This window comes from Natronococcus jeotgali DSM 18795 (assembly GCF_000337695.1).
GTDB classification, from domain to species: Archaea; Halobacteriota; Halobacteria; order Halobacteriales; family Natrialbaceae; genus Natronococcus; species Natronococcus jeotgali.
On record NZ_AOIA01000114.1, the window covers coordinates 82478 to 106981 of the forward strand.

The following is a 24504-nucleotide window of genomic DNA, read 5'->3' on the forward strand; positions in this document are numbered from 1 at the left end:
CCTACAGCTGGAGCCGTCTCGCGAGCAGGTCGAGCAGGCCCGGCTCCTCGCGCTCGATCGGCTCCCAGAGTCGGAAGGCGGCCCCGACGTCGGCGTTCTCGCTGGCGACCAACTCCTCCTCGTCGGGCGCGACGACGATCAGGTTGATCTCGTAGTGGCCGTTGTAGCCGTACTTCAGGAGGGTTCGGCCGTCGAAGCCGGCGACGCGCTCGCGGATCGAACCGGGGATCGTGGGCGCGACGGCGACGAACGTAAAATCCGTCGAGAAGTGGTCCTCGTCGGTGTCGATCCACTCGTCGGCCAGGCGCTCGCCCAGCTCGACGAACCGGTCGAGCGTCCGCTCGTCGACGCGGTCGACCCGTCGCACGAACAGGTGCTCGGTCGAGCCGTGCTCGCCGATCGAGATCGAGGGGTGGAGGAAGTGCTTCTGGCTGTGCAGTTCCATCCGACCGTACAGCGAGAAGCGCTCGCCGTCGACCCGGTACGCCTTCTCGAGGTCGTAGTTGTGCATGAGCCGATCGCTCACCCGATCGACGTACTCGTCGTCCCAGTCGGGGACGTTCGCGGGACCGTCGCCCGACGGCTCCCCGCGGTCGGACTCCGGCGGGCTATCGACGTCCATGGGTGGAGATGCCACGGCGGGGCCAAAAACTCGTCGGCACGCGTCGGCGGGTACGCTTTAGTCGTTCGGGGACGTGTACCGCGTATGGCCACGGAACGGGAGTCCTGCGGTCGCTGCGGAGTCTCGGTCGCCGTCGAGGCGGCGAACGCCGACCGCGACGACGGGGAGCGGGCCGAGCGCGATCCGTACGGCGAGGGCCGAATCGAGGTCGACGAACGCGAACTCAGGCGACTCTCGCCGGGCGCCTGGCTCTCGGGGATCGCCGAGCGGATCGGCTCGGTCGGCGATCGGATCGCCTGGGGCCGTCGCTAGTCGTTCCCGTCAGTTCGTCGTGATAACCTCGAGGACGTCCCTGGCCTCGACCTCGTAGGACTTGGCCAGCTGGCGGTTCGACCGACAGTCGATGGCGTGGAGGAAGCCGTCGCCGATGTCGGAGTGGAGGCTGTAGGCGAAGTCCTCGGCGGTCGACTCGGGCGGGATCAGATAGCAGTCGGGCAGGACCTCACCGCGCTCGTTGCCGAGGCCGTTCGCGCCGCCCGGGAAGACGGGGACGACTCCGAGGACGTCGAACAGCGCCGACTCGAGGGCGGCCTGGACGCCCGTCGCGCCGTAGCGCTCGAGGAACTCGCGGATCTCCTCGAGGCCCTGCTCCTGTTCGCTCGAGACGTCGCCCGTGATGGTGAAGTCGTCGTCGCCGGGCCGGTAGTCGACGACGCCGGCTTTGTCCGCGGATTTGAGCGCCTTCTCGGCGTGGGCGCTGCAGGGGACGATCGTCAGGTGGTCGTAGTCGGGGTCGCTGGTGATCTCCGCGTAGTTCGCTTGCGCTTCCGGCGTGTCCATCTTGTTCGCCGCGATCAGCATCGGCTTGGTCTCGGTGCGGATCTCGCGGGCGAGCGCGAGCCTGTCGTCGGCGTCCCACTCGGCGGGCTCGAAGCCGATACCGACCCTGCGGATCAGCCGCTTGATCTCGTCCTCGTTCGTCTTGAACGCGCTCATCTGTTCGGCGAGCTCTTCCTCGACGGCGTCGTCCTCGGTCGTATATCCGGACTCGTACCTGTTGATCCCCTTCTCTAAGATCCCGAGGTACCACTGGTCGAGTTCCGTCTCGAGGAAGTCGATGTCCTTTCGGGGATCGTGGCCCTCGGTGGGTTCGCCCTCGAGGTCGGTCTCGCCGGAGAAGTCGACGACGTGGACGAGCACGTCGGTCTCGTTGAGGTCGGTCAGGAACTGGTTGCCAAGCCCCGCGCCCTCGTGGGCGCCGGGGATCAGCCCGGCGACGTCGACGAGTTTCGTCGGGACGAACCGCGTCCCGTCGTCGCAGTAGCCGACCGACGGCGTACACTCCTCGTCGAACTCCGGGGCGGCGCAGTCGACGCGGACGTACGCCTCGCCGACGCTGGGGTCGATGGTCGTGAACGGGTAGGCCCCCTCGGGGACGTCGTTCATCGTCGCCGCGTTGAAAAAGCTGGACTTGCCGACGGAGGGTTTGCCGACCAGTCCGATCCGATAACTCATTGGGCTGTCTGGTGCGCCGACGCCTAAACGGGTTTCTGTCCGCCGTCGGCGTGTTACGGCACGGCACGGCGAAGCGAGGGGGCTCGAGCGGGGACGTCAGCTCACGATCGCGCGCCAACTCCAGCCGGCCAGCGCGAGCACGGCGAGCGCGAGCACGCCGAAGGCGGCCCACTGTCCGGTTCCGGAGTCGGCGATCGGCGCGAGGACGTCGACCAGTCCCGTCGCCTGCATCATCCCGACGACGAGCACGAGCAAGGCGAGGATCGACACGACGGCGATGCCGATCCAGTTGCGGGCCATCCACTTCGTCTCCCGCTCGGCTTCTCGCCTGTCGTCGGTCGTCTTCTCGGTTGGCTCCCTGTCGGGTTCGTCCATGCGTCGGTGTAGCGTCGACGCACAAGAAACGGTTCCACCTGCAGGCTCCGGGTGGCCTCGAACCCGGGACCGCCGTCAGGACAGCACCGCCTCGAGGGCGTCCATCGCCCGGTCGACGCGGTCGACCCGAGCGTTGTGCCCCATGTGGCCGACCCGAAGGATGTCGTCCTCAAGCTCGCCCAGCCCCGTCGCCAGCAGGACGTCCTGTTCTTCGAGGACCGCCCGCTGGAGCTCGGTCGCCCGTCCCTCGACTGCGAGGGCGGTGACGGTCGGCGAGCAGGCGGCCTCGTCGGTCGGGTACGGCTCGAGGCCCAGCTCCGCGGCGCGCTCGCGACACCGCCTCGCGGCCGCCTCGTGGCGCGCGAAGACGTCCTCGAGACCCTCCTCGAGCAGCAGGTCGACGGCGGCGTCGAGTCCGTAGAGGTTCGACGAGAGGTGCGTGTAGGGGAACCACTCCTCGTCGGCGGCCGTCCGCCAGGGGCCGAGGTCGGCGTACAGCGAGGGGTTGTCGACCGCATCCATGCGCTTCCAGGCGCGGTCGCTGACGGCGCAGGTAGCCAGCCCCGGCGGCGCGCTGAGACACTTCTGGCTCGCGCCGAGACAGACGTCGATCTTCCCGGTCGGCACCGGGGTCCCGCCCAGCGAGGACACCGCGTCGACGATCGAGAGCACGTCGTGATCCCTGAGAACGTCGAGGATCCCCTCGAGATCGTTCAGCGACCCGGTCGGCGTCTCGCAGTGGACCATCGTCGCGACGTCGAACTCGCCGCGCCTGTCGAGAACGTCCGCGACGACGTTGCCGTCGAGCGGTTCCCGCCAGGGAACCTCGCTGACGACCGCCTCGCCGCCGTAGTTCTCGACGAAGTCGGTGAACCCGTCGCCGTAGATCCCGTTCGAGAGACAGAGCACCCGATCCCCGGGGCCGACCAGCGAGGCGACCGCGGCCTCGAGCCCGAGGATCCCCTCCCCGCCGAGGACCACGACGTCCCTGTCGCCGTCCGTCCCGTCGCCGGCCCGGTAGATCCGCTCGAGCTTGTCGGTCAGCCCGCGGTAGAACTCGAAGAACTCGGGCTCGAGGTCCGGGTTCGGCGTCGGCTCCCCCATCGCCTGTCGGACGGACTCGGGTACCTCGGTGGGCCCCGGCGTCATCCGCAGCCTGTCGTCGAACATAGCTTGACCGGGGGGTTCCGTCCCAATAAAGCTGGCCCGGCCTCAGCCGCGGCTCCCGTCGCGACGCCGTCGGAGCCGCCCGCGGACGATCGGCGTCGCGGGAAAGATCCCGACCGCGGTGCGCTCGATCTCCTCGACGGCGAAGGCGTCGTGACAGACGAACCGCTCGACGGTGTCTCGAGTGAGCTGGCAGCCGCCCGCGGCGCGGCTCCAGAGGGGGTTCAACAGCTCCTGGCCCGTCGCCCGCCAGCCGTCGGCGCGGACGTGCTCGAGGAAGCGCAACTCGCCGCCCGGTTTCAACACGCGGGCGACCTCCTCGAGGGCGCGGTCGGGGTCGGCGATGGTACAGAAGACCAGACTCGAGATGACGACGTCGACGCTGTCGTCGGCGTACGGCAGCGACTCCGCCTGCGCGTCCCGCAGGGAGACTTCGCAGCCGACCTCGCGGGCCTTCTCGTCCGCCTGGCGGCGCATGTGGGGATCGGGCTCGATCGCGCGGTAGTCGATGCCGTCGCTTCCGTCGGCGACGTACGGGAAGTTCGCCCCCGTCCCGGCCCCGACGTCGAGCACGCGACCCGAGAGGTCCGCGGTCAGGTACTCCCGGTGGGTCCCGAACAGCAGCCGATCCGGAACGACGGTATCGTAGACGGCCGCGACGAACGGGTGGTCGACCCCCCCGAGTTCCCGTTGCGGGCTCGAGTCGAGCATACGCCTTCGAGTCGAACGCGGGGCGACAAAAAGCTGCTTCCGGGGCGAATCGGTCAGCGGATGGTGGCCGGGATCTCGTCGATGACGTCGGTCGCGAGGACCCCGGGTCCCATCTTCGCGGTCGCGAGTTCGCCGCTCTTGCCGAGGATCCACGCGGCGAGTTCGGCGGCGTCCTCGCGGTCCATCCCCTGGCCCAGCAGCGAGGCGGTGATCCCCGCCAGCGTGTCGCCCGTTCCGGCGACGGTCAGCGCCGACGTTCCGGTGTCGTTTTCCATTCGATCGCCCCTGGCGACGATCTCGTCGGTGCCGCCGGTGAGCGTGATCACCGCGTCGGTCTCGTCCGTGAACTCGCCAAGCGAGTCGTACTCCCGGTAGATCCGCTCCTCCTCCGCCTCGTTCGGCGTCAGCACCGCTCTCGAGAGGTCGGCCTCGATCGAGGGCTCGATCGCGATGGCGTCGACGACGGTCGGGACCTCGAACCGATCGACCGCCTCGCGGATCGCGCCGGGTTCGGCGTCGGCGAGTCCCGGACCGATCACCATCGCGTCGGCCCACTCGGCGACCTCGACGGCGCGCTCGACGGCGACCGCGTCGAAACGCTCGCCCTCGTACTTGCTGGCGAGCAGGTTCGGGTCGTGGCCCGCGACGATCTCGTAGATCTCCTCGGTGACGACGGCCCGGACGTGGTCGGACCCGGTTCGGAGCGCGGCCCGCCCGACGAGCGCGGGCTGGTTCGGGTACTCGACGCCCCCGCCGACGACGCCGACGCGGCCGCTGTCGGTCCCGGACTCCTCGCTGACGTTCGAGAGCGTTCGCTGGAGTCGTCCCATACGTACCGCTTCGCCGGCGGTCGGGGTAGCCGTTCGGCAAGCGCTCTCCGGTCGGCGCGGCGGTAACAACGTAGTAGGTGGGCGTCGTACGACGCCCATGTTCGCGAACCGAACCGACGCGGGCGATCGACTCGCAGCCGAACTCGCGGATCGGGGGATCGACGCCGACGTGGTCCTCGGGATCCCCCGCGGCGCGTTACCGGTGGCCCGGCCCGTCGCGGACGCGCTCGAGGCCGACCTGGACGTCGTCGTGGCCCGAAAGCTGGGTGCGCCGTCGAACCCCGAACTGGCGATCGGCGCCGTCGCGAGCGACGGCAGCGTCTGGCTGAACGACGACCTCGTCGATCGGCTGGGCGTCTCGGAGTCGTACCTCGAGGACGTCCGTCGACGGGAGAGCGAGAACGCCCGCGAGAAGGCCGACCGGTACCGATCGGGCGACGCCGTGCCCGACCTCGCGGGAAAACGGGTCGTCGTCGTCGACGACGGCGTCGCGACCGGGGCGACCGCGACCGCCTGCCTCCGGCAGGTCCGCGAGGCCGGCGCCGAACGGGTCGTCCTCGCGGTGCCGGTCGGCGCGCCCGACGCCGTCGCCGCCCTCGAGTCGGAGGCCGACGCGGTGATCGCGCTGCTCGCCCCCGAGACCTTCCGGGCGGTCGGACAGTTCTACCGGGAGTTCGGGCAGGTCGCCGACGAGGAAGCGGTCGCGTACCTCGAGGGCCGCGAAGAGTAGCCACCGGCGCGGACGGATTCGGCCGGGGTTACCCGCAACGAGGGAAGGTCGCGACTTCGGTCGCGGGCGGAGTTACTCGAGCGGCGTGGAGCGGTTTCGCATGTCCGCGCCGCAGTTGGGACAGCTGCCGGGCGCCGTCGCGCTGACGACGACGGTCCCGCAGTCGAAACACTCGTATGTCGATTCCTCGCTCGGGTCGAGTTTGACGTCTTTCATGGTGGGGACGACGAGCGGTTCGGGGAAGCTGTCGCCGTGTATGAACAATAATAGGGATACTAGGTTCAACGTGTCCGTCAGATAACTAGCCCCGCCCTCGAACGGGGGTTCACTATTCAACCCCGGACGCCGACGGGAGTCCGATCTCCTCGAGAATCACCGAGAAGAGGGTCCGCTGGACGCGTCGCACGTGGCGGTAGAACGCCGCGGGCGAGATCCCCAGCGCGTCGGCGATCTCCTCGCCGGAGCGCTCGCGGGGCGACTCGAAGTAGCCCCCGTAGTAGGCCATCTGGACGACCTCGAGCTGGCGGTCGGTCAGTCGCTCGAGCAGGTCGGCCCGCAGGTCCCGCGGCGCCGTCCGCTCGACGCGTCGCTTCGAGCGGAGCTCGACGTCCGCGAAGGCGCTCTCGACGACGTCGGTGCCCGCGGCGGGGTCGACGCTGCTGGGAACGTCGACGACCAAGCGGGTGGTCTCGGGGGTGGCCTCGAGTCGGCGCAGGGTCATCCCGTGATCCGCGAGCCGCGGCGCCAGGAACGGTCGCGAGAACTCGAGCAGCACCGTCGACCCGTCCTCGTCGCCGATGAGCCGAGCGTTCTCGACCGCGACGAGTTCGGCTGCGGCGGCCGCGACGGCGGCCGCGGGAGCGCCGTCGACGGTGACGAACACCGCCACCGTCCCCTCGTGTTGGCGGACGCCGCCGTCGAACGACAGCACGCAGTCGAGACGGCGGGCGAGCCGCGCGAAGGCGAACTCCTCGTCGGCGACGTCGAACTCGAGGCGGGTCCGCGAGTCCGACAGCAGCGCCCGCTTGCGCTCGACGGCGGCGATCGCGGAGGCGATCGTCTCGCCCAGCTCCGCCAGCACCGCGCGGGTGGTGTCGTCGAAGGCGTCCGGTCGGTCGGCGTAGACCGCCAGCACGCCGTAGGCGAACTCGTCGTAGGACAGCGGGACCGCGATCGCCGACTGGTAGTCCCGCGAGAGCGCGGCTCGCCGCCAGGGCTCGTCGCGGAGGTCGTCGACGACGTTCGAAACGACCGTTACCTCGCGGGTCGCCGCCGTCCGCGCCGCGGGCTCGGTCGCCTCGGCCAGCGACAGCGAGACGCTGTCGAGGTACTCCCGCCCCCGCGCGCTGCCGTCGTGGGCGGCCGACTCGAGGGCGTCGCCGGCAGCGTCGACGGTGCCGATCCAGGCGAACGCGAACCGCTCGGCCGCGGTGAGTCGCTCGCAGACTGCACGCTCGATCTCCTCGCGGGTTTCGGCCCGAACCAGGGCGGCGTCGATCTCGCGGATGATCTCGTTCATCCGGTTGAGGCGCGTGAGTTGGCGGTTCCGGCGCTTGAGCTCGCGGTCGCGGTCGCGCAGGCGCCGCTCGCGCTCGACCCGATCGAGCGCGGCCTCGGCGGTCGCCGCGAGCAACTCGGTCACCTCCCTGGTCACCTCGTCGACGGCGTCGACCTCGGGCGAGCCGACGAGGAAGACGCCGTGGTCGCCAAGCGGCACGAACCCGGCGGTCCGCACCGCCGTGGTCGGGTCCGACAGCGTCGGCGACTCGCGGACGTCGGCGAAAAAGCGGGGTTCGCCCGCGAGGAAGACCTGCCCGGAGATCGTGTCGTCGTTGGCGCGCCTGGCCGGGAGCGGGCCGTGTATCCGATCCATCCCGGGCGAGGACGCGACGGGCCGTAACACGTTCTCGTCGGTGTCGAACCGCAGCGCCGCGCTGGCCTCGAGGCCGAGGACGTCGGTGGCGTCCGCGACGATGCGGTCGGCGATCTCGCGGTCGGTCTCGGCGTAGAGCAGCTCGCGGGCGGTGCCGTGCAGCGCCGTCAGCGCCTCCTCGCGGCGCTTGCGCGCGGTGACGTCCCGACAGCTGTAGAGGACGGTCCCGCCCTGGATCGACACCTCGCGGACGTTGACCAGCAGGGTGTGTTCCCGCCCCGCCTTGTCGGTGGCGGTGCGCTCGATGTTGGTCAGCACGCCCTCGGCGGCGAGCTCCTCGCGATCGAACAGCTCCGGCCCCAGCAGTTCGTCGATCGTCCCCATCTCGCGGATCTCGTCGTCGGTGTAGCCGAAGATGAAGTGGACGTTCGGACAGACGTAGGTGAACGCGCCCTCGTCGTCGGTGATGAGGACGGTGTCGGTCATGTTGTTGAGCGTCACCCGGTGGAGCTGCTCGGACTCGCGGAGCTCGGTCTCGAGGCGGACCCGCTCGGTGACGTCGACCGCGCGGGCCAGCAGCGCGACGACGGCGCCGTCCTCGTCCCGGACGGGCCGGACCGTCACGTCGAGCGTTCGCGGTTCCGAGTCCCGCTCCGGGTCGATGACGACCTCGAGCTCCCGGTGGGCGATCGTTCCCGCCGCGGCCCGGTCGACCGCCTCGCGGATCGGATCGGCGTCGGCTCCGTCCCACCAAGAAAGCCTCGAGAACGAGCGTCCCTCGAGCGCACCCGCGGTCGCCTCGAGGGCCTCGCACGCGACCTGGTTGGTTCGTCGGATCCGCCCGTCGGGCGCGAGGACCCACGAGTAGGCGTCCGGGTCCGCGAAGATCGACTCGAACTGCCGGGCTCGCTCCCGGTCGGCTCGCCCGGCCGCCTCCGACGCGATCGCGCGGTCGACCGCGTCCGCGAGCCCGGCTAGCCGCTCGTGGGGGAGGTACTCGGTGACCCCCGCGGCGACCGCGTCGCTCGCGAGGAGCTCGTCGCCCGTCTCGGGAGCGAGGACGACCGGTAACGCCGGCTCCTCCTCCCGGATTCGCTCGAGCAGCTCGAGTCCGGTTCCGTTCTCGAGCTCCCGGGCGGCGACGACGCAGTCGATCCCGGTCTCCGAGAGCGCCTCGAGCGCGGCGTCGACGCTCGCGACAGCGCGACTCTCGGCCGACTCGAGGTCGCGGACGGCGGCCGCGAGCCGGCTCGCGGCCTCGGCCTCGACGACGAGCAGTCGGCGATCGTCGCGGATCCGTGCGGAATCCATTCGCCGTCCCTTCATTCCCGTCCCGTGAGAACGTATCGATCGACCGCGCGGCGAACCGACAATCGTTCACGGACCGAGCCCGTACGGGCGTCCATGCGCGTCGCGGTTACCGTCGACGACCGGGAGCCCGCCGTCGTCGTCGAGGCCGTTCGCGGCCACGCCGACGTCGCCGAGACCGCCGTCGAACGCCTTCCCGCGGGCGATCTCGTCGTCGGCCCGGTCGGCCTCGAGCGAAAGACCCCGCGAGACTACGTCAACGGCGTCATGAGCCGTTCGGGGACGGATCTGTACGATCAGCTCGAGCGTCTGGCCGAGCGCTACGACCACGCCTACGTCCTCCTCGAGGGGGACGTCTCGGCGTTCGAGTCGCTGCGGACGAGCGTCGATCCGACGGCGATCCGGGGCTCGATGGCCTCGATCACGGCCCGTTATGGCGTCCCGGTGATCCCGTGTACCGACCGCCGACGGCTCGTCGACTTCGCGGTCCGGCTCGGGCGAAAACACACCGAGGGCCCGTCGAGTCGCGCGCTTCCCGTCGGCTCGGTGCCGAGCCGCAACGAACCGACCACCAAGCGGATGTACGGCTGCATCGAGGGGATCGGACCCGAACTCGCGGCGACGCTGTACGACGCCTACCCCTCGATGGCCGACCTGCTCGAGGCCAGCGTCGCCGACCTCGAGGCGCTCGAGGGGGTCGGCGAGCGGCGAGCGCGGGCGATCTACGGGGCGGTGCGCGGCACCGACCGATAGCGCAACAGCGGTTCGGAACGGGTCGCTCGTTTCGCGGCGTTTTGTCCGTTTTACGACGTTTCATCCGGTTCGGCGTGCCGAAACCGAGTAGCAGTCCAGTACCGAACCCCTGTGAATTGTTCTATCAGTCGTAATTGTCTGTATTACCTTGATACTGATGTACAGTAGTTGAGATGTGCTGTGTATGATAGAGCCGTATCGACGGGGCGTGATCGCGGCCGGGCTCGCGTCGATCGGCGGCGTGGTCGGCGCCGTCGGCCCCGGCGAGGGAGTCGACGCGGACTCGAGCGGTAGCGTCGCGGACGTCGAAGGGGCGGCCGACGGAGAGCGAACTGACGAGGCTGACGACGAAACCGGCGGAGACGATACCGCCGCGTCCGCCCTCGAGCTGTCCGTCTCGGCGCCGAGCTCGGTCTCGGCGACGGACGGGCGCGTCGAGTTCCTGCTCACCGTCCGGAACTACGGCGACGGAACGGCGTCAGCGCCGATCGTCCTCGAGATCGCCTGCCTGGTCGACGAACTCGAGCCCCTGGAACTGGCGCCCGGCGAGGAAGTCGACGCCTACGCGAGCTACGCGAGCGACCGGTTCGGCCCGGGCGACCACGGGTGGACGGTCGCCGTCGGCGACCGCCGCGAGCGCGGGACGCTGTCGGTCGAGAAGGGGATCAGTCGTCGGTGACCTCGAGCTCCGCCGGCGGGAGCCACTCCTCGTCGGCGGCGACGCGGTCGGCCAGCACCGCGTTGAGGACGGCCCCGAGCAGCAGGCAGAGCGCGCCCAGGTAGACCCAGCTCAGGATCAACAGGACGGCGCCGGCGATCCCGAACAGCGCGACGCTCTCCGAACTCGCGACGTAGAGCCGGAAGCCGACCGCCAGCGCCGCCCAGGCGAGGGCGGCGAACGCCGTTCCCGGAACCACCTCCCGCACCGAGACGTCGGTCTGGGGGAAGAGGTAGTACATCGGGAGAAAGACCAACGGGAGCGCGACGAGGAGCCCGACCGCACTCCCGACCGCCGCGAGCAGTCCGCCCGCTTGGATCGGGAGGCTGATCCCGACGACCCCGACGAGCACGACCCCCAGCGCGATCGTGACCGTCGCGAGCGACGCGTTGAGCGCGGTCACGAGGGTCACGGTCGCGACGCTTCCCACGTACGACTGGCGATCTCGGGAGCCGTAAATCCCGGTAAACGCGCTGTTTATCGCCTGAAACGAACGGGCCGCGCTCCACAACAGGATCGCGAGCGCGAGCAGCGCCGCTCGGCGCCGATCGCCGCGTCCCCCCGCGATCTCCTCGATCGCCGCGTCGGCCAGCACGCTCCCGAGGCCGAACGTCTCGGCGACCCCCGTGAGGATCGGCTCGAGGGCGTCGACGAGCGCCGCGCCGACGAGCACGAGAATAACGAGCGGAATCAGCGTGTTGAACGCGTGGTAGGCCAGTCCCGCCGACTTGACGCTGATCTGTCGTTCCCTGGCGACGGCGACGACGCGACGGCCGACCTCGAGCCAGCGTGATCCTCTCATCGACTACTCGAGACGCACTCGAGCGGCCCGGGGTAAAATAGCGTCGAGAGTTACTCGTCGTGGACGACCGACTGGACGTGGCCGACGACGCCGTTTTTCAGCTCGACGCGGGGCCCGTCGGGGGTGTCCTCGTAGACGGTGCCGACCTCGCCGAGCAGCGGCTCGGTGTCCTCGGAGTGAACGTCCTGATCCTCCTGTACGATCTCGACGGTCAGTCCCTGTCGCAGCTCCTCGGCGGTCGGGCGTTCGCTCGACATGGACGGAGGTGGGCGCGTGCGTTCGAAAAGGATAGTGCCTGCATTCGCGTCGCGGCGTCGGCCGAGCCCCGAAGCGGGCCGATCGGGTTACTCGCCGTCGAACTCGAGCACCGCCGAGTTGATGCAGTACCGTTTCCCCGTCGGCTCGGGGCCGTCGTCGAAGACGTGCCCGAGGTGACCACCGCAGTTCGCACACAGGACCTCGGTGCGGCGCATCCCGTGGCTGGTGTCGAGGCGGGTCTCGACGCGGTCGTCGTCGACGTCCGAGAAGCTCGGCCAGCCGCAGCCGGAGTCGAACTTCGTCTCGGAGTCGAACAGGGTGGTCCCGCAGCCGACGCAGGCGTAGCTGCCGTCGTCCTTGTGGTCGACGTACTCGCCGCTGAACGGCGCCTCGGTGCCGGCCTCCCGGAGGATGCGGTACTGCTCGTCGGTGAGTTCCTCGCGCCACTCCTGGTCGTCGGTCGGCACGTCGGGTTCGTTGCTCATGGAACCCGATAGGATCCTGACGGGCAAGAGTCTGTCTCCCCTACCGGTGGGTCATGACGTCGGTGCTGCCACAGTCCGGGCACTGGGTCATCCGACCGAGCTTCGGAACCTCGAGTCGAACCCAGGCGTCGTCGCCGCCCGGCGCCTCGAACCCGCAGCGTCGACACCGCGACTGGCCGAGTGTGGATGCCATACGGTACCGTACGTCCTGGAGGCCTATATAGCTTGATTCCGGGACGATCCGTCCGCATCCGCGAGTCGAGACGCACAGATTGACGGTCCCCGCTCGCCAACGAGGGGACAATGACAGTCGCGCGAACCGTGGAGCTCGAGGGACACATCATCGACTCGGGGACGATGGGCGCCTGTTTCGGCGCCGTGATGGACATGGGCGGGGAGTTCGAGGTCGAGGAGTTCGAGGTCGGCCGACACAAACACGCCGAGACCTACTGCCGGCTGCGGGTGATGGCCGACACCGAGGAGGAGCTACGGGCGATCCTCCACGAACTCAACCAGCAGGGGGCGACCGTGGCCGATCCCCGGGACGCGACCCTCGAGGCGGCGCCGGGGGACGGGATCGTCCCGGTCGATTTCTACTCGACGACGAACCACCCGACGGCCGTCCGCGTCGACGGCGAGTGGCACGACGTCGAGGACGTCGAGATGGACTGCGCGCTCGTCGTCGACCGCGGCGACGAGGTCCGGGTCCGGACGAAGGTGCTCAACGCGATCGAGGAGGGCGACCTGGTCGTCACCGGCGAGACCGGGATCCGGGTCGATCCGCCCGAACGCCCGCGCAACGGCGGGGGCGGCTCGTTCGGGTTCATGCAGGGCGGGGTCTCGAGCGAGCGGCCCTCGGCGTCGCTGATCGAGGAGATCGCCGACGAGATGCGCGAGGTCAACGAGAACGATGGCACCGTCCTCGCGGTCTGTGGCCCGGCGATCGTCCACTCGGGCGGGCGGGACGCGCTGGCGGCCCTCGTCCGGGCGGGCTACGTCGACGCGGTCAGCGCGGGCAACGGCTTCGCCGTCCACGACCTCGAGCGGGACCTGTACGGCACCTCGCTGGGCGTCGACACGGAGAGCCTCGAACACCCCCGGAAGGGCCACAAACACCACATCTACACGATCAGCGAGATCGCCCGTCTGGGCGGAATCGAGGAAGCGGTCGCGGAGGGCGTCGTCGACGAGGGCGTGATGTACGAGTGCGTCACTAACGACGTCCCCTTCGTGCTCGCGGGGTCGATCCGCGACGACGGCCCGCTGCCCGACACGATCACCGACTCGATCGAGGCCCAGAACGCGATCCGCGAGCAGGCCCAGGAGGCCGACCTCGTGCTCATGCTCTCGACGCTGCTTCACTCCGTGGCCGTCGGCAACTGCCTCCCCTCGACCACGAAGACCGTCTGCGTCGACATCAACCCCGCGACCGTCACCCAGCTACTGGACCGGGGCAGCGCCCAGGCGATCGGGATGGTCACCGACATCGGGGCGTTCATCCCGATGCTCGCCGACGAACTGCTCGCGGAGAGCTACGAGACGTAGCCCGCTCGAGTCGGCAGCACCGTCCACTTTCGGCCCCTCTTGTCGGAATTCGGTAACGAATTCATCTCTGTGAGGGCTAGTAGTTTTATATGTATCTGTCGTATGAGCTATTCCCGATCGCCGTCGGGCGGCGCCCCCGGTCGGGCGACTGTCGGACGGCTGGAGTCGCAAATGCAACAGGAACACATCGACGCGGGCAAGGCGATTCAGAAGCGAACCGGGAAGACGTTCTATCTCGCGACGCGGTTCCTTCCGAAACGCGTTCGCAACGCGACCCACGTCCTGTACGCGTTCTTCCGCATCGCGGACGAGATCGTCGACGACGCGGCCGACGTTCCGCCGGCCGAGCAGCGCGCCGAACTCGAGTCGCTTCGCCGGCAGGCGCTCGGCCGCGCCGAGCCCGAGGACCCGGTGCTCGAGGCGTTTCGCGAGCTCTGTGACCGCTACGGGATCGAGGACGCGGAGATCGAGACCTTCCTCGACGCGATGGAGTCCGACGTCGACACCGACCGCTACGAAACCTACGCGGACCTCGAGGGGTACATGCGCGGCTCCGCGGCCTCCGTCGGCGTGATGATGACCGCGATCATGGAGCCCGACGACCCCGAAACCGCCCTCCCCCACGCCATCAAGCTCGGCGAGGCGTTCCAGATGACGAACTTCCTGCGGGACGTCCGCGAGGACGTCCTCGAGCGCGATCGGATCTACCTCCCGCTGGAGACGCTTCGAGCCCACGACGTTCCGGAGCGTCAGATCGAGCGCCTCGAGTACTCCGAGTCGTTCCGCGACGCGATGGCCGAGGAACTCCGGCGGACCGAGACGCTCTACCGGGAGGGCGTCGCCGGCATCCGCTACCTGCCCGAGGACTGCCAGCTGCCGGTGTTGCTCGCGGCGGTGCTGTACGCCGAACACCACACGGTGATCCGCAACCGGGAGTACGACGTCCTCTCGGCGGAGCCGTCGCTGTCGACGGTACGGAAACTCAAATGCCTCGCGAAGACCCGCTGGCACTGGCACTGGAACCGCGATCCCGAGGCGGTCTTCGACAGGGTGTCGGCGGTCCCCTCCCTCGAGCCGGATCGGCGCGGTCCGGAACACGGCGACGGCGTTCCGACGCGATAGCAGTACGGTTTCATTATTCAGCGCCTCCCGGAAATCAGCCGGATTGTCTGGTAACTACGTGTGCGAACTGAGCAGTAATAGTCGTCAATCAGTGGTCTTAGCTTGTGAACCGATGTCAACCGAATCTTCGATAACTTGAAAATCTGCTGAACCACACTGACAACAATCTTTTGTTCCAATAGGTTTTATCGTCCTATCCGACCATATTTTGGCAGCATAGGCCGACCCACAAGAGGTACACTGAGCCATTGTTCTTTCACTCTCTCCCTCAGGCATGTGCTACTGAACCATCTACTCGATGAAATACATTATGTGATTATCTGAGTGACAGCAATTTTCTCTGTACAGTCTTTTACCTGTACTGAACGCGAGGTTCATGCCCTACTCTGAACAACGAACCCGTATTACCAGCTGCCGATACCTTAAACGCCCCCGATATCGAGGCTGTGAGTTCGTTGTCCGAGGCCTCGAACGACGAGGTATGAGCGTCCAACACGACCCACTCGAGTTCGACCGAGAGAACGCCCGCCTCGCTGCGACCGGGTTGGCCGCCTGGCTTACCCTGACGGTCCTGGCGATCGTCCTGTTGCTCCAGTTCGGGCCCGCGATCAGCGGACTCTTCGTCTGAGCCGCGCCGAAAATCGACTCGCGTTCTCGCGCCGATCCGATTAGCTCCCGCCCGGGAGCGCCGTTTTCACCATCTCGAGGTCGTACCGGTCGGTCCGGAACAGCCCCAGACAGAACAGTCCGGCGACCCCCGCGGCGATCCAGTTGCCGTAGAGGAGGTTGACCGTCCCCCACAGCAGGACGAAGCTGACCAGGTCGTCGAGGACGAACACGCAGGTGCGGACGCGCTCGAGCAGCGCCGCCCGGTCGAAGGCGAGATCGACGAGGACGACGGCGACGACGCCGGAGATCGCCCAGCCGACGTAGTTCGAGACGGGGACGCCGTAGTAGGCGCCCGACTCGAACGCCCAAAAGCCGATCGCGACGGCCGCGGGGTCGAGCACGAGGTCGATCGCCACGACGGCGGCGACCGCCGCGGGCAGCCGGACGAGCGCGGCGTCGGCCCGCTCCCCGAGCACCAGCAGCGTCAGCAGGTAGGCGTTGAGCACCAGCGGGATGAAAAACAGCGGCAGCGCGACGGGAACCTCGCCGAGCAGCATCGGCCCGAGCTGGATCGTGTACTCGAAGGCGCCGTAGGGCCAGTCGGTCCGCACGCCGACGGTCTCGATCGCGTACGTGTACGCGGTCAGAACGGCGAGACAGGCGGCTGCCCGTCGGTCGATCCGCGGCAGGAGGCCGACGACCAGCGGCGAGCGCATCACCGCCGTTCCGAAGAGGATCAACAGCGGGTTGTACGACAGCGGCTCGGGCAACAGCCCCTCGGCGCTGGCCAGCAGCGTGAGCGCGCCGATCGCGGGAAACACCACCGCGATCGTAAACCGGTTCTCGCGGACGACGTCCTCGAGCCGTCGCTGGAGGGCGGCACGGGTCCGCTCCTCGGTTCGATCCGTCGTCACGCCGTCCACGTTCGGACACCTCCGTCGTTAGCCATACAGGATCACCCACAGTCCGCCCATCGTCAGCGCCGCGCCGACGACCGTGTTGATCGCCGGGAACCACCAGTAGGCCCGATCGACGGCCACGCTCGAGGTCGCGATCGCGACGACCCCCAGCGGGTAGACCGCCATCGCCGCGCCGAGGCGGGGATCGAGCGCGCCGAAGGCGACCGCGCTCGCGAGCCAGCACGCGCCGCAGTAGGCGTAGGTGCGGTCTTCGCCGAGGGCCGTCGCCGTCGTCCGGATCCCCGTCTCCCGGTCGGGTTCGATGTCGGGGATCGCCGAGAAGGTGTGCATTCCCATCGCCCACAGCCAGCCGCCGACGACGGCGAGGGCGGGCGGCTGCGAGCCGGCGACCGCAGCGTAGGCCGCTGCTCCCGGCATGATGTACAGCCCGTTCGAGACCGAGTCCAGCAACGGGGTCGTCTTGAACCGCACCGGCGGGGCGCTGTAGGCCGCGCCGAGGACGAGAAAGCCCGCGATCCAGGGCCAGGCCGCTCGCGGGACGAACGGGAACAGCGCGAGGCCGAGCCCGCCCGTCAGCGCGACCGCGGGCGGGACCGTTCGCTGGCCCCGATAGCGCGCCTCGCGGTCGTCCTTCTTGGGGTTCGCCGCGTCGATGTCGCGGTCGAAAATGTCGTTGACGCCGTAGAGGAAGACGTTCGCCGGCACCAGGAAGTACGCGAACAGGGCGGCCGCGGCGGGCTCGAACAGCTCCCCGATCGTCGACGCCCCGTAGGCGACCCCGACGAGTACAGGCCCGGCCAGGTAGAGCCAGAACCGGGGCCGCGAGAGGACGAGCAGGTACGACAGCCCGTCGACGGCGCGGTCGCTCGCTGACTGGCTCGATGCGACGGAGTCCGAGTCGTCGGTCATCGCTGGGCCGGCCCTCCGTCGGCGTCCGCCATCCGGCTCACCCGTGATCCTCGAAGACTTTCTCGGCGGTCAGTTCGCCGCTTATCAGACACATCGGAACGCCGATCCCCGGCGTCGTGTCCCCGCCGGTCATGTAGAGCCCGTCGACCCGCTTGGCACGGTGGGGCGGTCGGAACAGCGCGGTCTGGCGGAGCGTGTGGGCCAGGCCCAGCGCCGTCCCGTCGTAGCTGTTGTACCGGTCGGCGAAGTCCTCGATACAGAACCGTTCCTCGAGGACGATCCGGTCCCGCAGCTCCGTCCCGGTGTGGTCGGCCAGGTCGTCGAGGATCACCTCCCGATAGCGCTCGCGTTGCTCGGGCGTGTCCTCGAGGCCGGGCGCGATGGGGACGAGCACGAACAGGGTGCTGTGGCCATCGGGGGCGACGTCGTCGTCGGTCTCGGAGGGCACACAGCAGTAGTAGGCGGGATCGTCGGGCCAGGCAGGGTCCTCGAAGATCTGCCCGAAGTGCTCCTCCCAGTCGGTCGGGAGGACGAGGGTGTGGTGGGCCAGTTCGTCGACGTCGCCCTCGACGCCCAGGTACAGCAGGAACGCGGAGGGGGCGTACGTTCGGGACTCCCAGTAGTCGGCGTCGTACCCCTGCCGTTCGGCCGGTAGCAGCTCCTGGTCGGTGTGGGGGTAGTCGGCGTTGCTGACGACCAGATCCGGCCGCAGCGGTCCCGTCGGCGTCTCGACGAGGAAGGCCCCCTCCCGGCCCTTGATCTCGGTCGCGGGGCGGTTCGTCTCGTACTCGACGCCTAGCTCCCGACCCAGCTCGGCGATCCCGTCGATGACGCCGCCGAGCCCGTCCTCGGGGTACCAGACGCCGAGGTTGAAATCGACGTGGCTCATCAGATTGTAGAGGGCGGGGGTGTTCTTCGGCGACCCTCCCAGAAAGACCAGCGTGTACTGCATGATCTGCTGGAGCTTGGGGTGGTCGAAGTAGTTCTCGACGTGGTCCTGCATCGAGCCCAGCAGCGAGAGTCCCCGGGCCTGTCGCGCGACGTCGAGGTCGAGGTAGTCCCGCAGGCGGGAGCGGTCCTCGTAGACGAAGTGTTCCATCCCCACCTCGTAGTTTTCCCGCGATTTCTCGAGGTAGCGCTCGAGGGCCTCGCCGGCGCCGTCCTCGTAGGACTCGAAGACCCGCTTGGTGCGCTCGAGGTCGGGCGTGACGTCGACCTCGTCCCCGTCTTTGAAGAAGATTCGGTAGTGGGGGTCGAGGTGGGTCAGCCCGTAGTAGTCGGTCGGCGTTCGATCGAAGTGGCCGAAAAACCGCTCGAAGACGTCGGGCATCAGGTACCACGAGGGGCCCATGTCGAACCGGAACCTGTCGCGCTCGAGGCGGCTCGCTCGGCCGCCGAGCTGTTCGTTCTTCTCGATCACGCGCACGTCCGCACCCGCGTCGGCGAGGTAACAGGCCGTCGAGAGCCCGCCGACGCCGGCACCGATCACGGCGACGGACGTTCCGTTCAGGGAGTGCATACTCGAATCGTAGCGGAAGCAGGGTGATGAATGTACGCTCCGAACCCGTCGAGCCGAAATACCAACGTCTTAGTTCGTCTGCGAGATTCCACCTAGTAATGGATACGTCCGAACACGAGCACACGTCCGCTCCCGATCCGGAGGCGGACGGCGACTCGACCCCGCCGGGCGAGTCGCCGCGAGCCCGCGGGCCCGCCGAAGAGCTCGAGGAGCGCCGGAATCGGGAACGACAGCAGGACGCCGTCCGGGGCGCCTTCGAGCGCTCGGCGAGCGGGGCGCCGGCGGTCGGGTCGGTCGTCCGCGATCGCTTCTCCGCGGACGAGGTCTTTCAGCGGATCGTCGCGGCCGCCGACGAGGAGGTCACCTCCGGCAGCCGCGAGCTGCTGTTCAGCGGGATCGCGGCCGGGTTCGCGATCACGATCACGTTCCTGCTGTACGCCTCGATGTACGGCTCGACCGACGGCCACCCCGTTCTGAGCGCCCTGCTGTACCCGCTGGGATTTATCTACATCATCATCGGCGGCTACCAGCTCTACACCGAGAACACGCTGCCCCCGGTCGCGCTCACCCTCGAACGGCTCGCGAGCGTGCCGGCGCTGTTTCGCCACTGGACGATCGTCCTCATCGGGAACTTCGTCGGCGCCACCATCGGTGCGGCGGTGCTGGCGTGGGGCGGCGTCTTCTCCGAGGACGCGGCCGACGCGGCGATGTACCTCGGGACCCACGGGGTCGAGACGGCCTGGTCCGACCTGTTCTTCAAGGCCGCCTTCGCCGGACTGATCGTCGCCGGCGTCGTCTGGGTCACCTTCGCCTCTCGGGACACGATCTCGAGGCTCGCCGTCGTCTACCTCGCGTTCCTGGCGATTCCGATCGGCAACCTCTTCCACGTCGTCACCTCCTTCACCGAGATGTCCTACGCGGTTTTCGCCGGCGACCTCTCCTTTTTCGTCGGCCTGACCCAGTTCGTCCTCCCGGTGTTGCTCGGCAACACCATCGGCGGCATCCTGCTGGTCACCGTCGTCAACTACTTCCAGACCAGCGAGAAGCGTCTCGAATCCGCCCGCTTCGAGGGGATCAAGCGACGACTCTCGATCAGGGAGTGGCTGTTCGGCGGCTTCGTCGGTCGCTCGTACGTCCCCCTGATCGACACGGCCGAGCGGATAGAGGCGGCCGAACGGGAGGACGCCTACCGGGTCGTCGTCCCGATCGCGAACCCCCGCACGGAGTCTCAGCTCATCGACCTCGCGGCACAGCTGACCGAGCACCACGAGTCGGCGATCGTTCAGGTCGTCCACGTCGTTCAGACGCCCGGCCAGTCCGCCAGCGCGAGACAGCGCGACCAGATCGTCTCGGAGTCCGAAGCGTTGCTCCGGAATATCAGTCCCGACGCCGACGAGTACGACGTCGAGTTCGAGTACTCGACGATCGTCACCCACCGTTCGTTCGAGGAGATATTCAACCTGGCCGAGAGCAAACAGAGCGACCTCGTCGTGATCGGCTGGGGCGTCAACGAACTCTGGGGCGCCGCGCGGGCCGAACGGCCGCTCAGCGAACTGACTCGGCAGCTTCCCTGCGACTTCGTCGTCCTTCGGGATCGCGGTTTCGATCCGTCGCGGATCCTGCTGCCGACGGCCGGCGGCCCGGACTCCGATCTGAGCGCGGAGATCGCCCAGACCTTCCAGTCGACGGTCGACGCCGAGGTGACGCTGCTTCACGTCGTCGACGACCCCGACGAGCGCCAGGCCGGCGAGCAGTTCCTCTCGGACTGGGCCGCGGATCACGGCCTCCAGGACGCCGAACTCGTCGTCGACGACTCCGGCGACGTCGAGCAAGCGATCTGTCGGGAGTCCCGAGAGAGCACGCTGTTGTTACTCGGCGCGACCGAGCGGGGACTGCTCTCCCGGCTCGTCACCGGCTCGCTCCACTTCGACGTGATCAACGAGGTCGACTGCTCGGTGATCCTCGCCGAGCGGCCGAGCGATCGACCGCTCCTCAAGCGCCTGTTCGGGTAGCGCCCGCCTCCGCTTTCGACGAATTTCTGTAGGCGTCGCCCGTACGTACCGTATGGACGGACAGACGGCGGTCGTAACCGGCGGAACCCGCGGGATCGGCCGCGCCGTCGCCGCGGCGTTCGCGAACGCGGGTGCGACGGTGGTCGTCGGCGCTCGAGACGGCGACGCGGTCGAGGAGACGGTCGCGGCTCTCGAGGACGCGGGCGCGACGGCCGCGGGCGTTCGAACGGACGTCCGCGACGAGTTAGACGTCGAGCGCCTCCTCGAGACGGCCTCGCGGGCGGGATCGAACGGCGGGATCGACTGCGTCGTCGCCGCGGCCGGGGTCTACCACGGCGACCCGGGGGAGACGCCGACCGATCGGGAGTCGTACTCGGCGTTCGACGACCACTGGCGGACCAACGGGCGAGGCGTGTTCGCGACGATCCGGGAGGCGCGTCCCCACCTCAACGACGGGGCCCGCGTCCTCGTCCCGACGGGGGCGGTCGCGCGGAACGGGAAGCCCGGCTACGGCTCGTACGCGATCTCGAAGGCGACCGCCGAGGCCGTCGCGCGCGGGTTCGCGGCCGACACGGAGTACGTCGTGGGCTGTCTCGATCCGGGGCGGGTCGCGACCCGACTCTCGGGTGCGGGGGGCCGGGATCCCGACGAGATCGCGCCGATGTTCGTCTGGGCGGCGACCGACGCCCCGGCCGACGAGCTCGACGGCGCCGTCCTCGGTCTCCGGGAGTGGAAGCGAGCGACGCGGTGAGCTACTCCCGACCGTCGTCGGCGTGCTCGCTGTGCTCGTCGAACGTCGCTCGCGCTCCCGTCTCGGGCGACCACGGCGTTCCGTTTCCCGCCGACCGTTCCAACGGATTTCGTTGCACAGGCGAGCCTAGAAACGAACTGGCGGCCGCTCGGCGGTCGGCGTCGAGAAACCCGCAGTAAAACTCAGTCGATGTGACCTTCGCGGCGGAGCTGGTCGGCGTCCTGACTGGTGTAGCGCCACTCGATCGTGGCCTTCTCGTCCTGCCAGTCCCAGGGCTCGGCGACGACGACGTCGTCTTGCTCGATCCAGGTCCGGTACTTCATCCGTCCCGGGATGCGGCCGAGCCGTTCTTCGCCGTCCGCACACTGGAGCTGAACGTGGTTGCCCCCGAGGTGTTCGGTCACGACGGCGAATACTTCATCGCTGTTGGGCATACGGAGGTTCCGTCGCCCGGAGTTTTCTGTCACAGGTTACCTACGGCGGCCACACGTTTAAATGATTGGCGAGAACTGGTATCGTGGCACTCCGTCTCATAGTTCCCGTTCGGAGTCGGGATTCTCGAGCTCCCACAGCAGTTCGGGGAGGAAGGCGTCGAGGTTGTCGATCACGACCCGATCGCTGACGTTCAGCCCCTCGCAGTGGTCGTGGGCGGAATCGCGGATGTCGACGTGGAGGTCGCCGTCCTCCCGCCAGACGCCGAGGGGAAACACCGAACACCGGGTCGGCTTCCAGTCCTCCTCGAGGTGGAGCGAACACAGACCGTCCTCGCGAAGAAAGGCACAGGCGCAGCCGTCGTCGGCGACGTGCTCGTCGCGGTCTTTCCGCTCGCGAGTGACGAACTTCTCGCCGCGGAAGTCCGTCGTCGTCTCGGCGAGGTTCGCCCGCCGGGCGAGCTCGAGCAGGTCGTCGTCGTACAGCAAGACCCCGTGCTGACAGCACCAGGTGCAGTCCTCGACGCACTCGAAGGTCAGCTCGGGGTCGAACTCGACGACGACCTCCCGACCGGGGTAGACCTCGACGCGGCGGGTAGCGTCGGCGCTCACGTCCGTCGGGAGGCGTCGTCCGCGGAAGTGTCTTTCCTCTCGGCACGACGCTCGCGGCGGCGTCCGACGATCCGCGTTCGAGGCGAGCGGAACTCGAGATCGACCGCGGATAAACGGGGGGAGTTATGAACAGGATCTTTTATTGAGGTGTGTACCGTCACCTCTTTCATGGTAGATAGTAACAAACAACCGGAGCTCGAGCAGCCCGACCGGACGGTTCCGCGGAACCTCAGACAGACCGGCGACCCGGGCATCGAGATGCTGGTCTCGACGCGGGTTCGGAAGTCCCCGTTCTTTCACAAGTCGTTCAACGAGGAGGGCGCCTGGCGCGCGACGGTGTACAATAGGCTCTATCACCCGCGAGGGCTCGTCGAACCCGAGGACGGCGGCGCAATGGCCGAGTACGAGGCGCTGACCGAGGCCGTCACCCTCTGGGACGTCGCAGTCGAGCGACAGATCCGCGTGAAAGGCCCCGACGCCGAGGCGCTGACGGACTACGTCATCACGCGGGACGCGACCGAGATCGAACCGATGCGCGGGAAGTACGCCATCCTCTGTAACGAGGACGGCGGGATCCTGAACGACCCCGTCCTCCTTCGGCTCGCGGAGGACGAGTTCTGGTTCTCGATCTCCGATTCGACGCTGATGCAGTGGCTCCAGGGAGTCAACGTGGGGAGGGACTTCGACGTCGAGATCGACGAGATCGACGTCGCGCCGATGCAGATCCAGGGTCCCCGCTCCGAGGACGTGATGATCGACGTCGTCGGCGAGGCGGTCAGCGACATCCCCTACTACGGGCTGATGGAGGCCGAGATCGACGGCTGCGACGTGCTGGTGAGCCAGACGGGCTTCTCCGGCGAGAAGGGATTCGAGATCTACGTCCGGGACGCGACCGAGAACGCCGAGGCCGTCTGGGATCCCGTCCTCGAGACGGTCAAAGATCACGGCGGTCGCCAGATCGCCCCCGGCCACCACCGACGGATCGCCGCGGGCATCCTCTCGTGGGGCCAGGACATGGACCACGAGACGTCGCCGTTCCAGGTCAACCTCGGCTACCAGGTGCCCGACGACAAGGACGGCGACTACGTCGGCAAGGAGGCCCTCGAGCGCCAGCGGGAGCAGATCGAAAACGGCGAGTACCCCTTCGCGTACAAGCTGATCGGGCTGAAGTTCGCCGGGGAGCCCGTCCGGGACTACGCGCCCGATTTCTGGCTCGTCTCGGATCCCGACACCGAGGAGACGTGTGGCTACCTCACGTCGCCGTGGTACAACCCCGACCTCGAGACCAACATCGGCCTGGGCTTCGTCCCGGCCGAGACCCTCGAGGAGGCGACCGATACGCCGCTCGACGATCGGATTTACGACGAGGAGCTGGATCTGGAGTTCCGGGTGCACCTGCCCGACGAGTACGCCGAGGAGCCCGGCGAGCCGGTGTTCGCGACCGTCGCCGAGGTGCCGTTCACGGAGTCGGTCAACCCCAGCGCCCGCGAACAGGCCAAGCTCGGCGCGCGTAAGGAAGCCGAGGCCAACGAAGACTGACGGTAGCTACCGGGTCAACGGTAGCTAGCACCACGCTCTCTCCGCCTCAGCGAACTTTTTTACCGGGGACATCGGTTGATGCCTTCGGCGTCAGCCTCAACCCCTGGCAAAAACTTCGATGAAAAAAGGCCGCCGTCGCGGGGTTTCACCCCGGTCCGGCGGTGAATCGCTCGCGAATGCATGAAATATTCCAGACCCGATATAAATGCATTATTCGATTAAGAGAGAGGGCAATGCAGTTACAGGCCGTTATTCACTTGCGTGGTACAGGATACCATGACGATGGCCGAGTATTCACTTGTATGACACAGAGATACCATGCCGATGACCGAGGCACCGACACTGAACCAAAATTCTACCTCCCTACGGGAGTTACCCCGCCGTTCGA

The 24504-nt window shown here is 68.2% G+C and carries 27 protein-coding genes; 10 read left to right on the forward strand and 17 right to left on the reverse strand.

Features of this window, described 5'->3' with window-relative positions:
- Window position 1 precedes the first annotated feature (1 nt).
- Window positions 2-622: a hypothetical protein gene (locus C492_RS11565; protein ID WP_008423730.1), complete on the reverse strand. Its 621-nt coding sequence runs from the start codon at window positions 620-622 to the stop codon at window positions 2-4.
- A gap of 84 nt (window positions 623-706) precedes the next feature.
- On the opposite strand from C492_RS11565, the gene C492_RS11570 reads away from it, so the two are divergent.
- A complete protein-coding gene (locus C492_RS11570; protein WP_008423732.1) occupies window positions 707-934 on the forward strand; it encodes a hypothetical protein in 228 nt (75 codons plus the stop codon).
- Between the two features lie 9 nt (window positions 935-943).
- Here C492_RS11570 and C492_RS11575 read toward each other — a convergent pair whose 3' ends face one another.
- From C492_RS11575 to C492_RS11595, 5 genes are all read right to left on the reverse strand, one after another.
- On the reverse strand, window positions 944-2137 hold the full coding sequence (locus tag C492_RS11575) for a redox-regulated ATPase YchF (RefSeq protein ID WP_008423733.1): 1194 nt from the start codon (window positions 2135-2137) through the stop codon (window positions 944-946).
- A 96-nt stretch (window positions 2138-2233) separates the two neighbouring features.
- Window positions 2234-2512 carry a hypothetical protein gene (locus C492_RS11580; protein WP_008423736.1) on the reverse strand — a complete coding sequence of 93 codons (279 nt, stop codon included), beginning with the start codon at window positions 2510-2512 and terminating at the stop codon, window positions 2234-2236.
- 75 nt (window positions 2513-2587) lie between these two features.
- Window positions 2588-3682, reverse strand: coding sequence for a pyridoxal-phosphate-dependent aminotransferase family protein (locus C492_RS11585; RefSeq protein ID WP_008423738.1), 1095 nt, complete (start codon window positions 3680-3682; stop codon window positions 2588-2590).
- A 42-nt stretch (window positions 3683-3724) separates the two neighbouring features.
- Window positions 3725-4390 carry a class I SAM-dependent methyltransferase gene (locus C492_RS11590; protein WP_008423739.1) on the reverse strand — a complete coding sequence of 222 codons (666 nt, stop codon included), beginning with the start codon at window positions 4388-4390 and terminating at the stop codon, window positions 3725-3727.
- A 53-nt stretch (window positions 4391-4443) separates the two neighbouring features.
- Window positions 4444-5220: an NAD(P)H-hydrate dehydratase gene (locus C492_RS11595; RefSeq protein ID WP_008423741.1), complete on the reverse strand. Its 777-nt coding sequence runs from the start codon at window positions 5218-5220 to the stop codon at window positions 4444-4446.
- A 97-nt stretch (window positions 5221-5317) separates the two neighbouring features.
- Between C492_RS11595 and C492_RS11600 the strand changes: the two genes are divergently transcribed.
- Window positions 5318-5950 (forward strand): phosphoribosyltransferase, encoded by a 633-nt coding sequence (locus C492_RS11600; RefSeq protein WP_008423743.1) that lies wholly within the window; start codon window positions 5318-5320, stop codon window positions 5948-5950.
- Window positions 5951-6022: 72 nt separating this feature from the next.
- Here the strand turns inward: C492_RS11600 and C492_RS11605 are convergent, their stop codons facing one another.
- The gene (locus C492_RS11605; RefSeq protein WP_152424907.1) at window positions 6023-6166 is read right to left on the reverse strand and encodes a rubrerythrin-like domain-containing protein; all 144 of its coding nucleotides are present in this window, start codon (window positions 6164-6166) and stop codon (window positions 6023-6025) included.
- Window positions 6167-6278: 112 nt separating this feature from the next.
- Entirely contained in the window at window positions 6279-9134 is a 2856-nt protein-coding gene (locus tag C492_RS11610) for a bacterio-opsin activator domain-containing protein (protein WP_049893024.1), read from the reverse strand.
- 93 nt (window positions 9135-9227) lie between these two features.
- Here C492_RS11610 and C492_RS11615 point away from each other — a divergent pair, with 93 nt between their 5' ends.
- Both C492_RS11615 and C492_RS11620 read left to right on the forward strand, forming a co-directional pair.
- On the forward strand, window positions 9228-9884 hold the full coding sequence (locus C492_RS11615) for an ERCC4 domain-containing protein (protein ID WP_008423750.1): 657 nt from the start codon (window positions 9228-9230) through the stop codon (window positions 9882-9884).
- Window positions 9885-10068: 184 nt separating this feature from the next.
- Complete coding sequence (locus tag C492_RS11620) at window positions 10069-10563, forward strand: hypothetical protein (RefSeq protein WP_152424908.1); 495 nt, start codon at window positions 10069-10071, stop codon at window positions 10561-10563.
- Here C492_RS11620 and C492_RS11625 read toward each other — a convergent pair.
- From C492_RS11625 to C492_RS24630, 4 genes are all read right to left on the reverse strand, one after another.
- Window positions 10550-11404 (reverse strand): YhjD/YihY/BrkB family envelope integrity protein, encoded by an 855-nt coding sequence (locus tag C492_RS11625; protein ID WP_008423753.1) that lies wholly within the window; start codon window positions 11402-11404, stop codon window positions 10550-10552. The genes C492_RS11620 and C492_RS11625 overlap by 14 nt on opposite strands.
- A 50-nt stretch (window positions 11405-11454) precedes the next feature.
- Window positions 11455-11661, reverse strand: a complete 207-nt coding sequence (locus C492_RS11630; RefSeq protein WP_008423755.1) for a DUF2196 domain-containing protein — start codon at window positions 11659-11661, stop codon at window positions 11455-11457.
- Window positions 11662-11748: 87 nt separating this feature from the next.
- On the reverse strand, window positions 11749-12147 hold the full coding sequence (gene msrB, locus C492_RS11635; protein WP_008423757.1) for a peptide-methionine (R)-S-oxide reductase MsrB: 399 nt from the start codon (window positions 12145-12147) through the stop codon (window positions 11749-11751).
- 40 nt (window positions 12148-12187) lie between these two features.
- Complete coding sequence (locus tag C492_RS24630; protein ID WP_008423759.1) at window positions 12188-12340, reverse strand: hypothetical protein; 153 nt, start codon at window positions 12338-12340, stop codon at window positions 12188-12190.
- 110 nt (window positions 12341-12450) lie between these two features.
- On the opposite strand from C492_RS24630, the gene C492_RS11640 reads away from it, so the two are divergent.
- From C492_RS11640 to C492_RS24635, 3 genes are all read left to right on the forward strand, one after another.
- On the forward strand, window positions 12451-13692 hold the full coding sequence (locus C492_RS11640) for an ornithine cyclodeaminase (RefSeq protein ID WP_008423760.1): 1242 nt from the start codon (window positions 12451-12453) through the stop codon (window positions 13690-13692).
- A 171-nt stretch (window positions 13693-13863) separates the two neighbouring features.
- Window positions 13864-14814 (forward strand): phytoene/squalene synthase family protein, encoded by a 951-nt coding sequence (locus C492_RS11645; protein WP_008423762.1) that lies wholly within the window; start codon window positions 13864-13866, stop codon window positions 14812-14814.
- 481 nt (window positions 14815-15295) lie between these two features.
- Window positions 15296-15442, forward strand: coding sequence for a hypothetical protein (locus C492_RS24635; RefSeq protein WP_008423765.1), 147 nt, complete (start codon window positions 15296-15298; stop codon window positions 15440-15442).
- A gap of 40 nt (window positions 15443-15482) precedes the next feature.
- Here C492_RS24635 and cruF read toward each other — a convergent pair whose 3' ends face one another.
- Genes cruF through C492_RS11660 form a run of 3 tightly spaced genes read right to left on the reverse strand, consistent with a single transcriptional unit; the run spans window position 15483 to window position 18771 of the window.
- Complete coding sequence (gene cruF / locus C492_RS11650; RefSeq protein WP_008423766.1) at window positions 15483-16346, reverse strand: bisanhydrobacterioruberin hydratase; 864 nt, start codon at window positions 16344-16346, stop codon at window positions 15483-15485.
- 18 nt (window positions 16347-16364) lie between these two features.
- Window positions 16365-17252 carry a prenyltransferase gene (locus C492_RS11655; RefSeq protein ID WP_008423769.1) on the reverse strand — a complete coding sequence of 296 codons (888 nt, stop codon included), beginning with the start codon at window positions 17250-17252 and terminating at the stop codon, window positions 16365-16367.
- Window positions 17253-17289: 37 nt separating this feature from the next.
- Window positions 17290-18771, reverse strand: coding sequence for a phytoene desaturase family protein (locus tag C492_RS11660; protein WP_008423771.1), 1482 nt, complete (start codon window positions 18769-18771; stop codon window positions 17290-17292).
- 98 nt (window positions 18772-18869) lie between these two features.
- On the opposite strand from C492_RS11660, the gene C492_RS11665 reads away from it, so the two are divergent.
- Together C492_RS11665 and C492_RS11670 are read left to right on the forward strand one after the other, a co-directional pair.
- A complete protein-coding gene (locus C492_RS11665) occupies window positions 18870-20783 on the forward strand; it encodes a formate/nitrite transporter family protein (RefSeq protein ID WP_008423773.1) in 1914 nt (637 codons plus the stop codon).
- 52 nt (window positions 20784-20835) lie between these two features.
- A complete protein-coding gene (locus C492_RS11670; protein ID WP_008423774.1) occupies window positions 20836-21534 on the forward strand; it encodes an SDR family NAD(P)-dependent oxidoreductase in 699 nt (232 codons plus the stop codon).
- Between the two features lie 182 nt (window positions 21535-21716).
- Here the strand turns inward: C492_RS11670 and C492_RS11675 are convergent, their stop codons facing one another.
- Window positions 21717-22001 carry a translation initiation factor eIF-1A gene (locus C492_RS11675; RefSeq protein ID WP_083866577.1) on the reverse strand — a complete coding sequence of 95 codons (285 nt, stop codon included), beginning with the start codon at window positions 21999-22001 and terminating at the stop codon, window positions 21717-21719.
- Between the two features lie 63 nt (window positions 22002-22064).
- On the reverse strand, window positions 22065-22577 hold the full coding sequence (locus C492_RS11680) for a hypothetical protein (RefSeq protein WP_008423779.1): 513 nt from the start codon (window positions 22575-22577) through the stop codon (window positions 22065-22067).
- Between the two features lie 168 nt (window positions 22578-22745).
- On the opposite strand from C492_RS11680, the gene C492_RS11685 reads away from it, so the two are divergent.
- Window positions 22746-24116: an aminomethyltransferase family protein gene (locus C492_RS11685; protein WP_008423781.1), complete on the forward strand. Its 1371-nt coding sequence runs from the start codon at window positions 22746-22748 to the stop codon at window positions 24114-24116.
- The last annotated feature ends 388 nt before the right edge of the window (window positions 24117-24504 follow it).

Bases quoted from the DNA above. Each gene is read 5' to 3' on its own strand.
- C492_RS11655 (WP_008423769.1), bottom strand. From the start codon at position 17,252: ATGACCGACGACTCGGACTCCGTCGCATCGAGCCAGTCAGCGAGCGAC.
- C492_RS11575 (WP_008423733.1), bottom strand. From the start codon at position 2,137: ATGAGTTATCGGATCGGACTGGTCGGCAAACCCTCCGTCGGCAAGTCC.
- C492_RS11615 (WP_008423750.1), top strand. From the start codon at position 9,228: ATGCGCGTCGCGGTTACCGTCGACGACCGGGAGCCCGCCGTCGTCGTC.
- C492_RS11585 (WP_008423738.1), bottom strand. From the start codon at position 3,682: ATGTTCGACGACAGGCTGCGGATGACGCCGGGGCCCACCGAGGTACCC.
- C492_RS11595 (WP_008423741.1), bottom strand. From the start codon at position 5,220: ATGGGACGACTCCAGCGAACGCTCTCGAACGTCAGCGAGGAGTCCGGG.
- C492_RS11590 (WP_008423739.1), bottom strand. From the start codon at position 4,390: ATGCTCGACTCGAGCCCGCAACGGGAACTCGGGGGGGTCGACCACCCG.
- C492_RS11565 (WP_008423730.1), bottom strand. From the start codon at position 622: ATGGACGTCGATAGCCCGCCGGAGTCCGACCGCGGGGAGCCGTCGGGC.
- C492_RS11645 (WP_008423762.1), top strand. From the start codon at position 13,864: ATGCAACAGGAACACATCGACGCGGGCAAGGCGATTCAGAAGCGAACC.
- msrB (WP_008423757.1), bottom strand. From the start codon at position 12,147: ATGAGCAACGAACCCGACGTGCCGACCGACGACCAGGAGTGGCGCGAG.
- C492_RS11580 (WP_008423736.1), bottom strand. From the start codon at position 2,512: ATGGACGAACCCGACAGGGAGCCAACCGAGAAGACGACCGACGACAGG.
- C492_RS11570 (WP_008423732.1), top strand. From the start codon at position 707: ATGGCCACGGAACGGGAGTCCTGCGGTCGCTGCGGAGTCTCGGTCGCC.
- C492_RS11610 (WP_049893024.1), bottom strand. From the start codon at position 9,134: ATGGATTCCGCACGGATCCGCGACGATCGCCGACTGCTCGTCGTCGAG.
- C492_RS11630 (WP_008423755.1), bottom strand. From the start codon at position 11,661: ATGTCGAGCGAACGCCCGACCGCCGAGGAGCTGCGACAGGGACTGACC.
- C492_RS11665 (WP_008423773.1), top strand. From the start codon at position 18,870: ATGGATACGTCCGAACACGAGCACACGTCCGCTCCCGATCCGGAGGCG.
- C492_RS11670 (WP_008423774.1), top strand. From the start codon at position 20,836: ATGGACGGACAGACGGCGGTCGTAACCGGCGGAACCCGCGGGATCGGC.
- C492_RS11640 (WP_008423760.1), top strand. From the start codon at position 12,451: ATGACAGTCGCGCGAACCGTGGAGCTCGAGGGACACATCATCGACTCG.
- C492_RS24635 (WP_008423765.1), top strand. From the start codon at position 15,296: ATGAGCGTCCAACACGACCCACTCGAGTTCGACCGAGAGAACGCCCGC.
- C492_RS24630 (WP_008423759.1), bottom strand. From the start codon at position 12,340: ATGGCATCCACACTCGGCCAGTCGCGGTGTCGACGCTGCGGGTTCGAG.
- C492_RS11625 (WP_008423753.1), bottom strand. From the start codon at position 11,404: ATGAGAGGATCACGCTGGCTCGAGGTCGGCCGTCGCGTCGTCGCCGTC.
- C492_RS11685 (WP_008423781.1), top strand. From the start codon at position 22,746: ATGGTAGATAGTAACAAACAACCGGAGCTCGAGCAGCCCGACCGGACG.
- C492_RS11600 (WP_008423743.1), top strand. From the start codon at position 5,318: ATGTTCGCGAACCGAACCGACGCGGGCGATCGACTCGCAGCCGAACTC.
- C492_RS11605 (WP_152424907.1), bottom strand. From the start codon at position 6,166: ATGAAAGACGTCAAACTCGACCCGAGCGAGGAATCGACATACGAGTGT.
- C492_RS11660 (WP_008423771.1), bottom strand. From the start codon at position 18,771: ATGCACTCCCTGAACGGAACGTCCGTCGCCGTGATCGGTGCCGGCGTC.
- C492_RS11620 (WP_152424908.1), top strand. From the start codon at position 10,069: ATGATAGAGCCGTATCGACGGGGCGTGATCGCGGCCGGGCTCGCGTCG.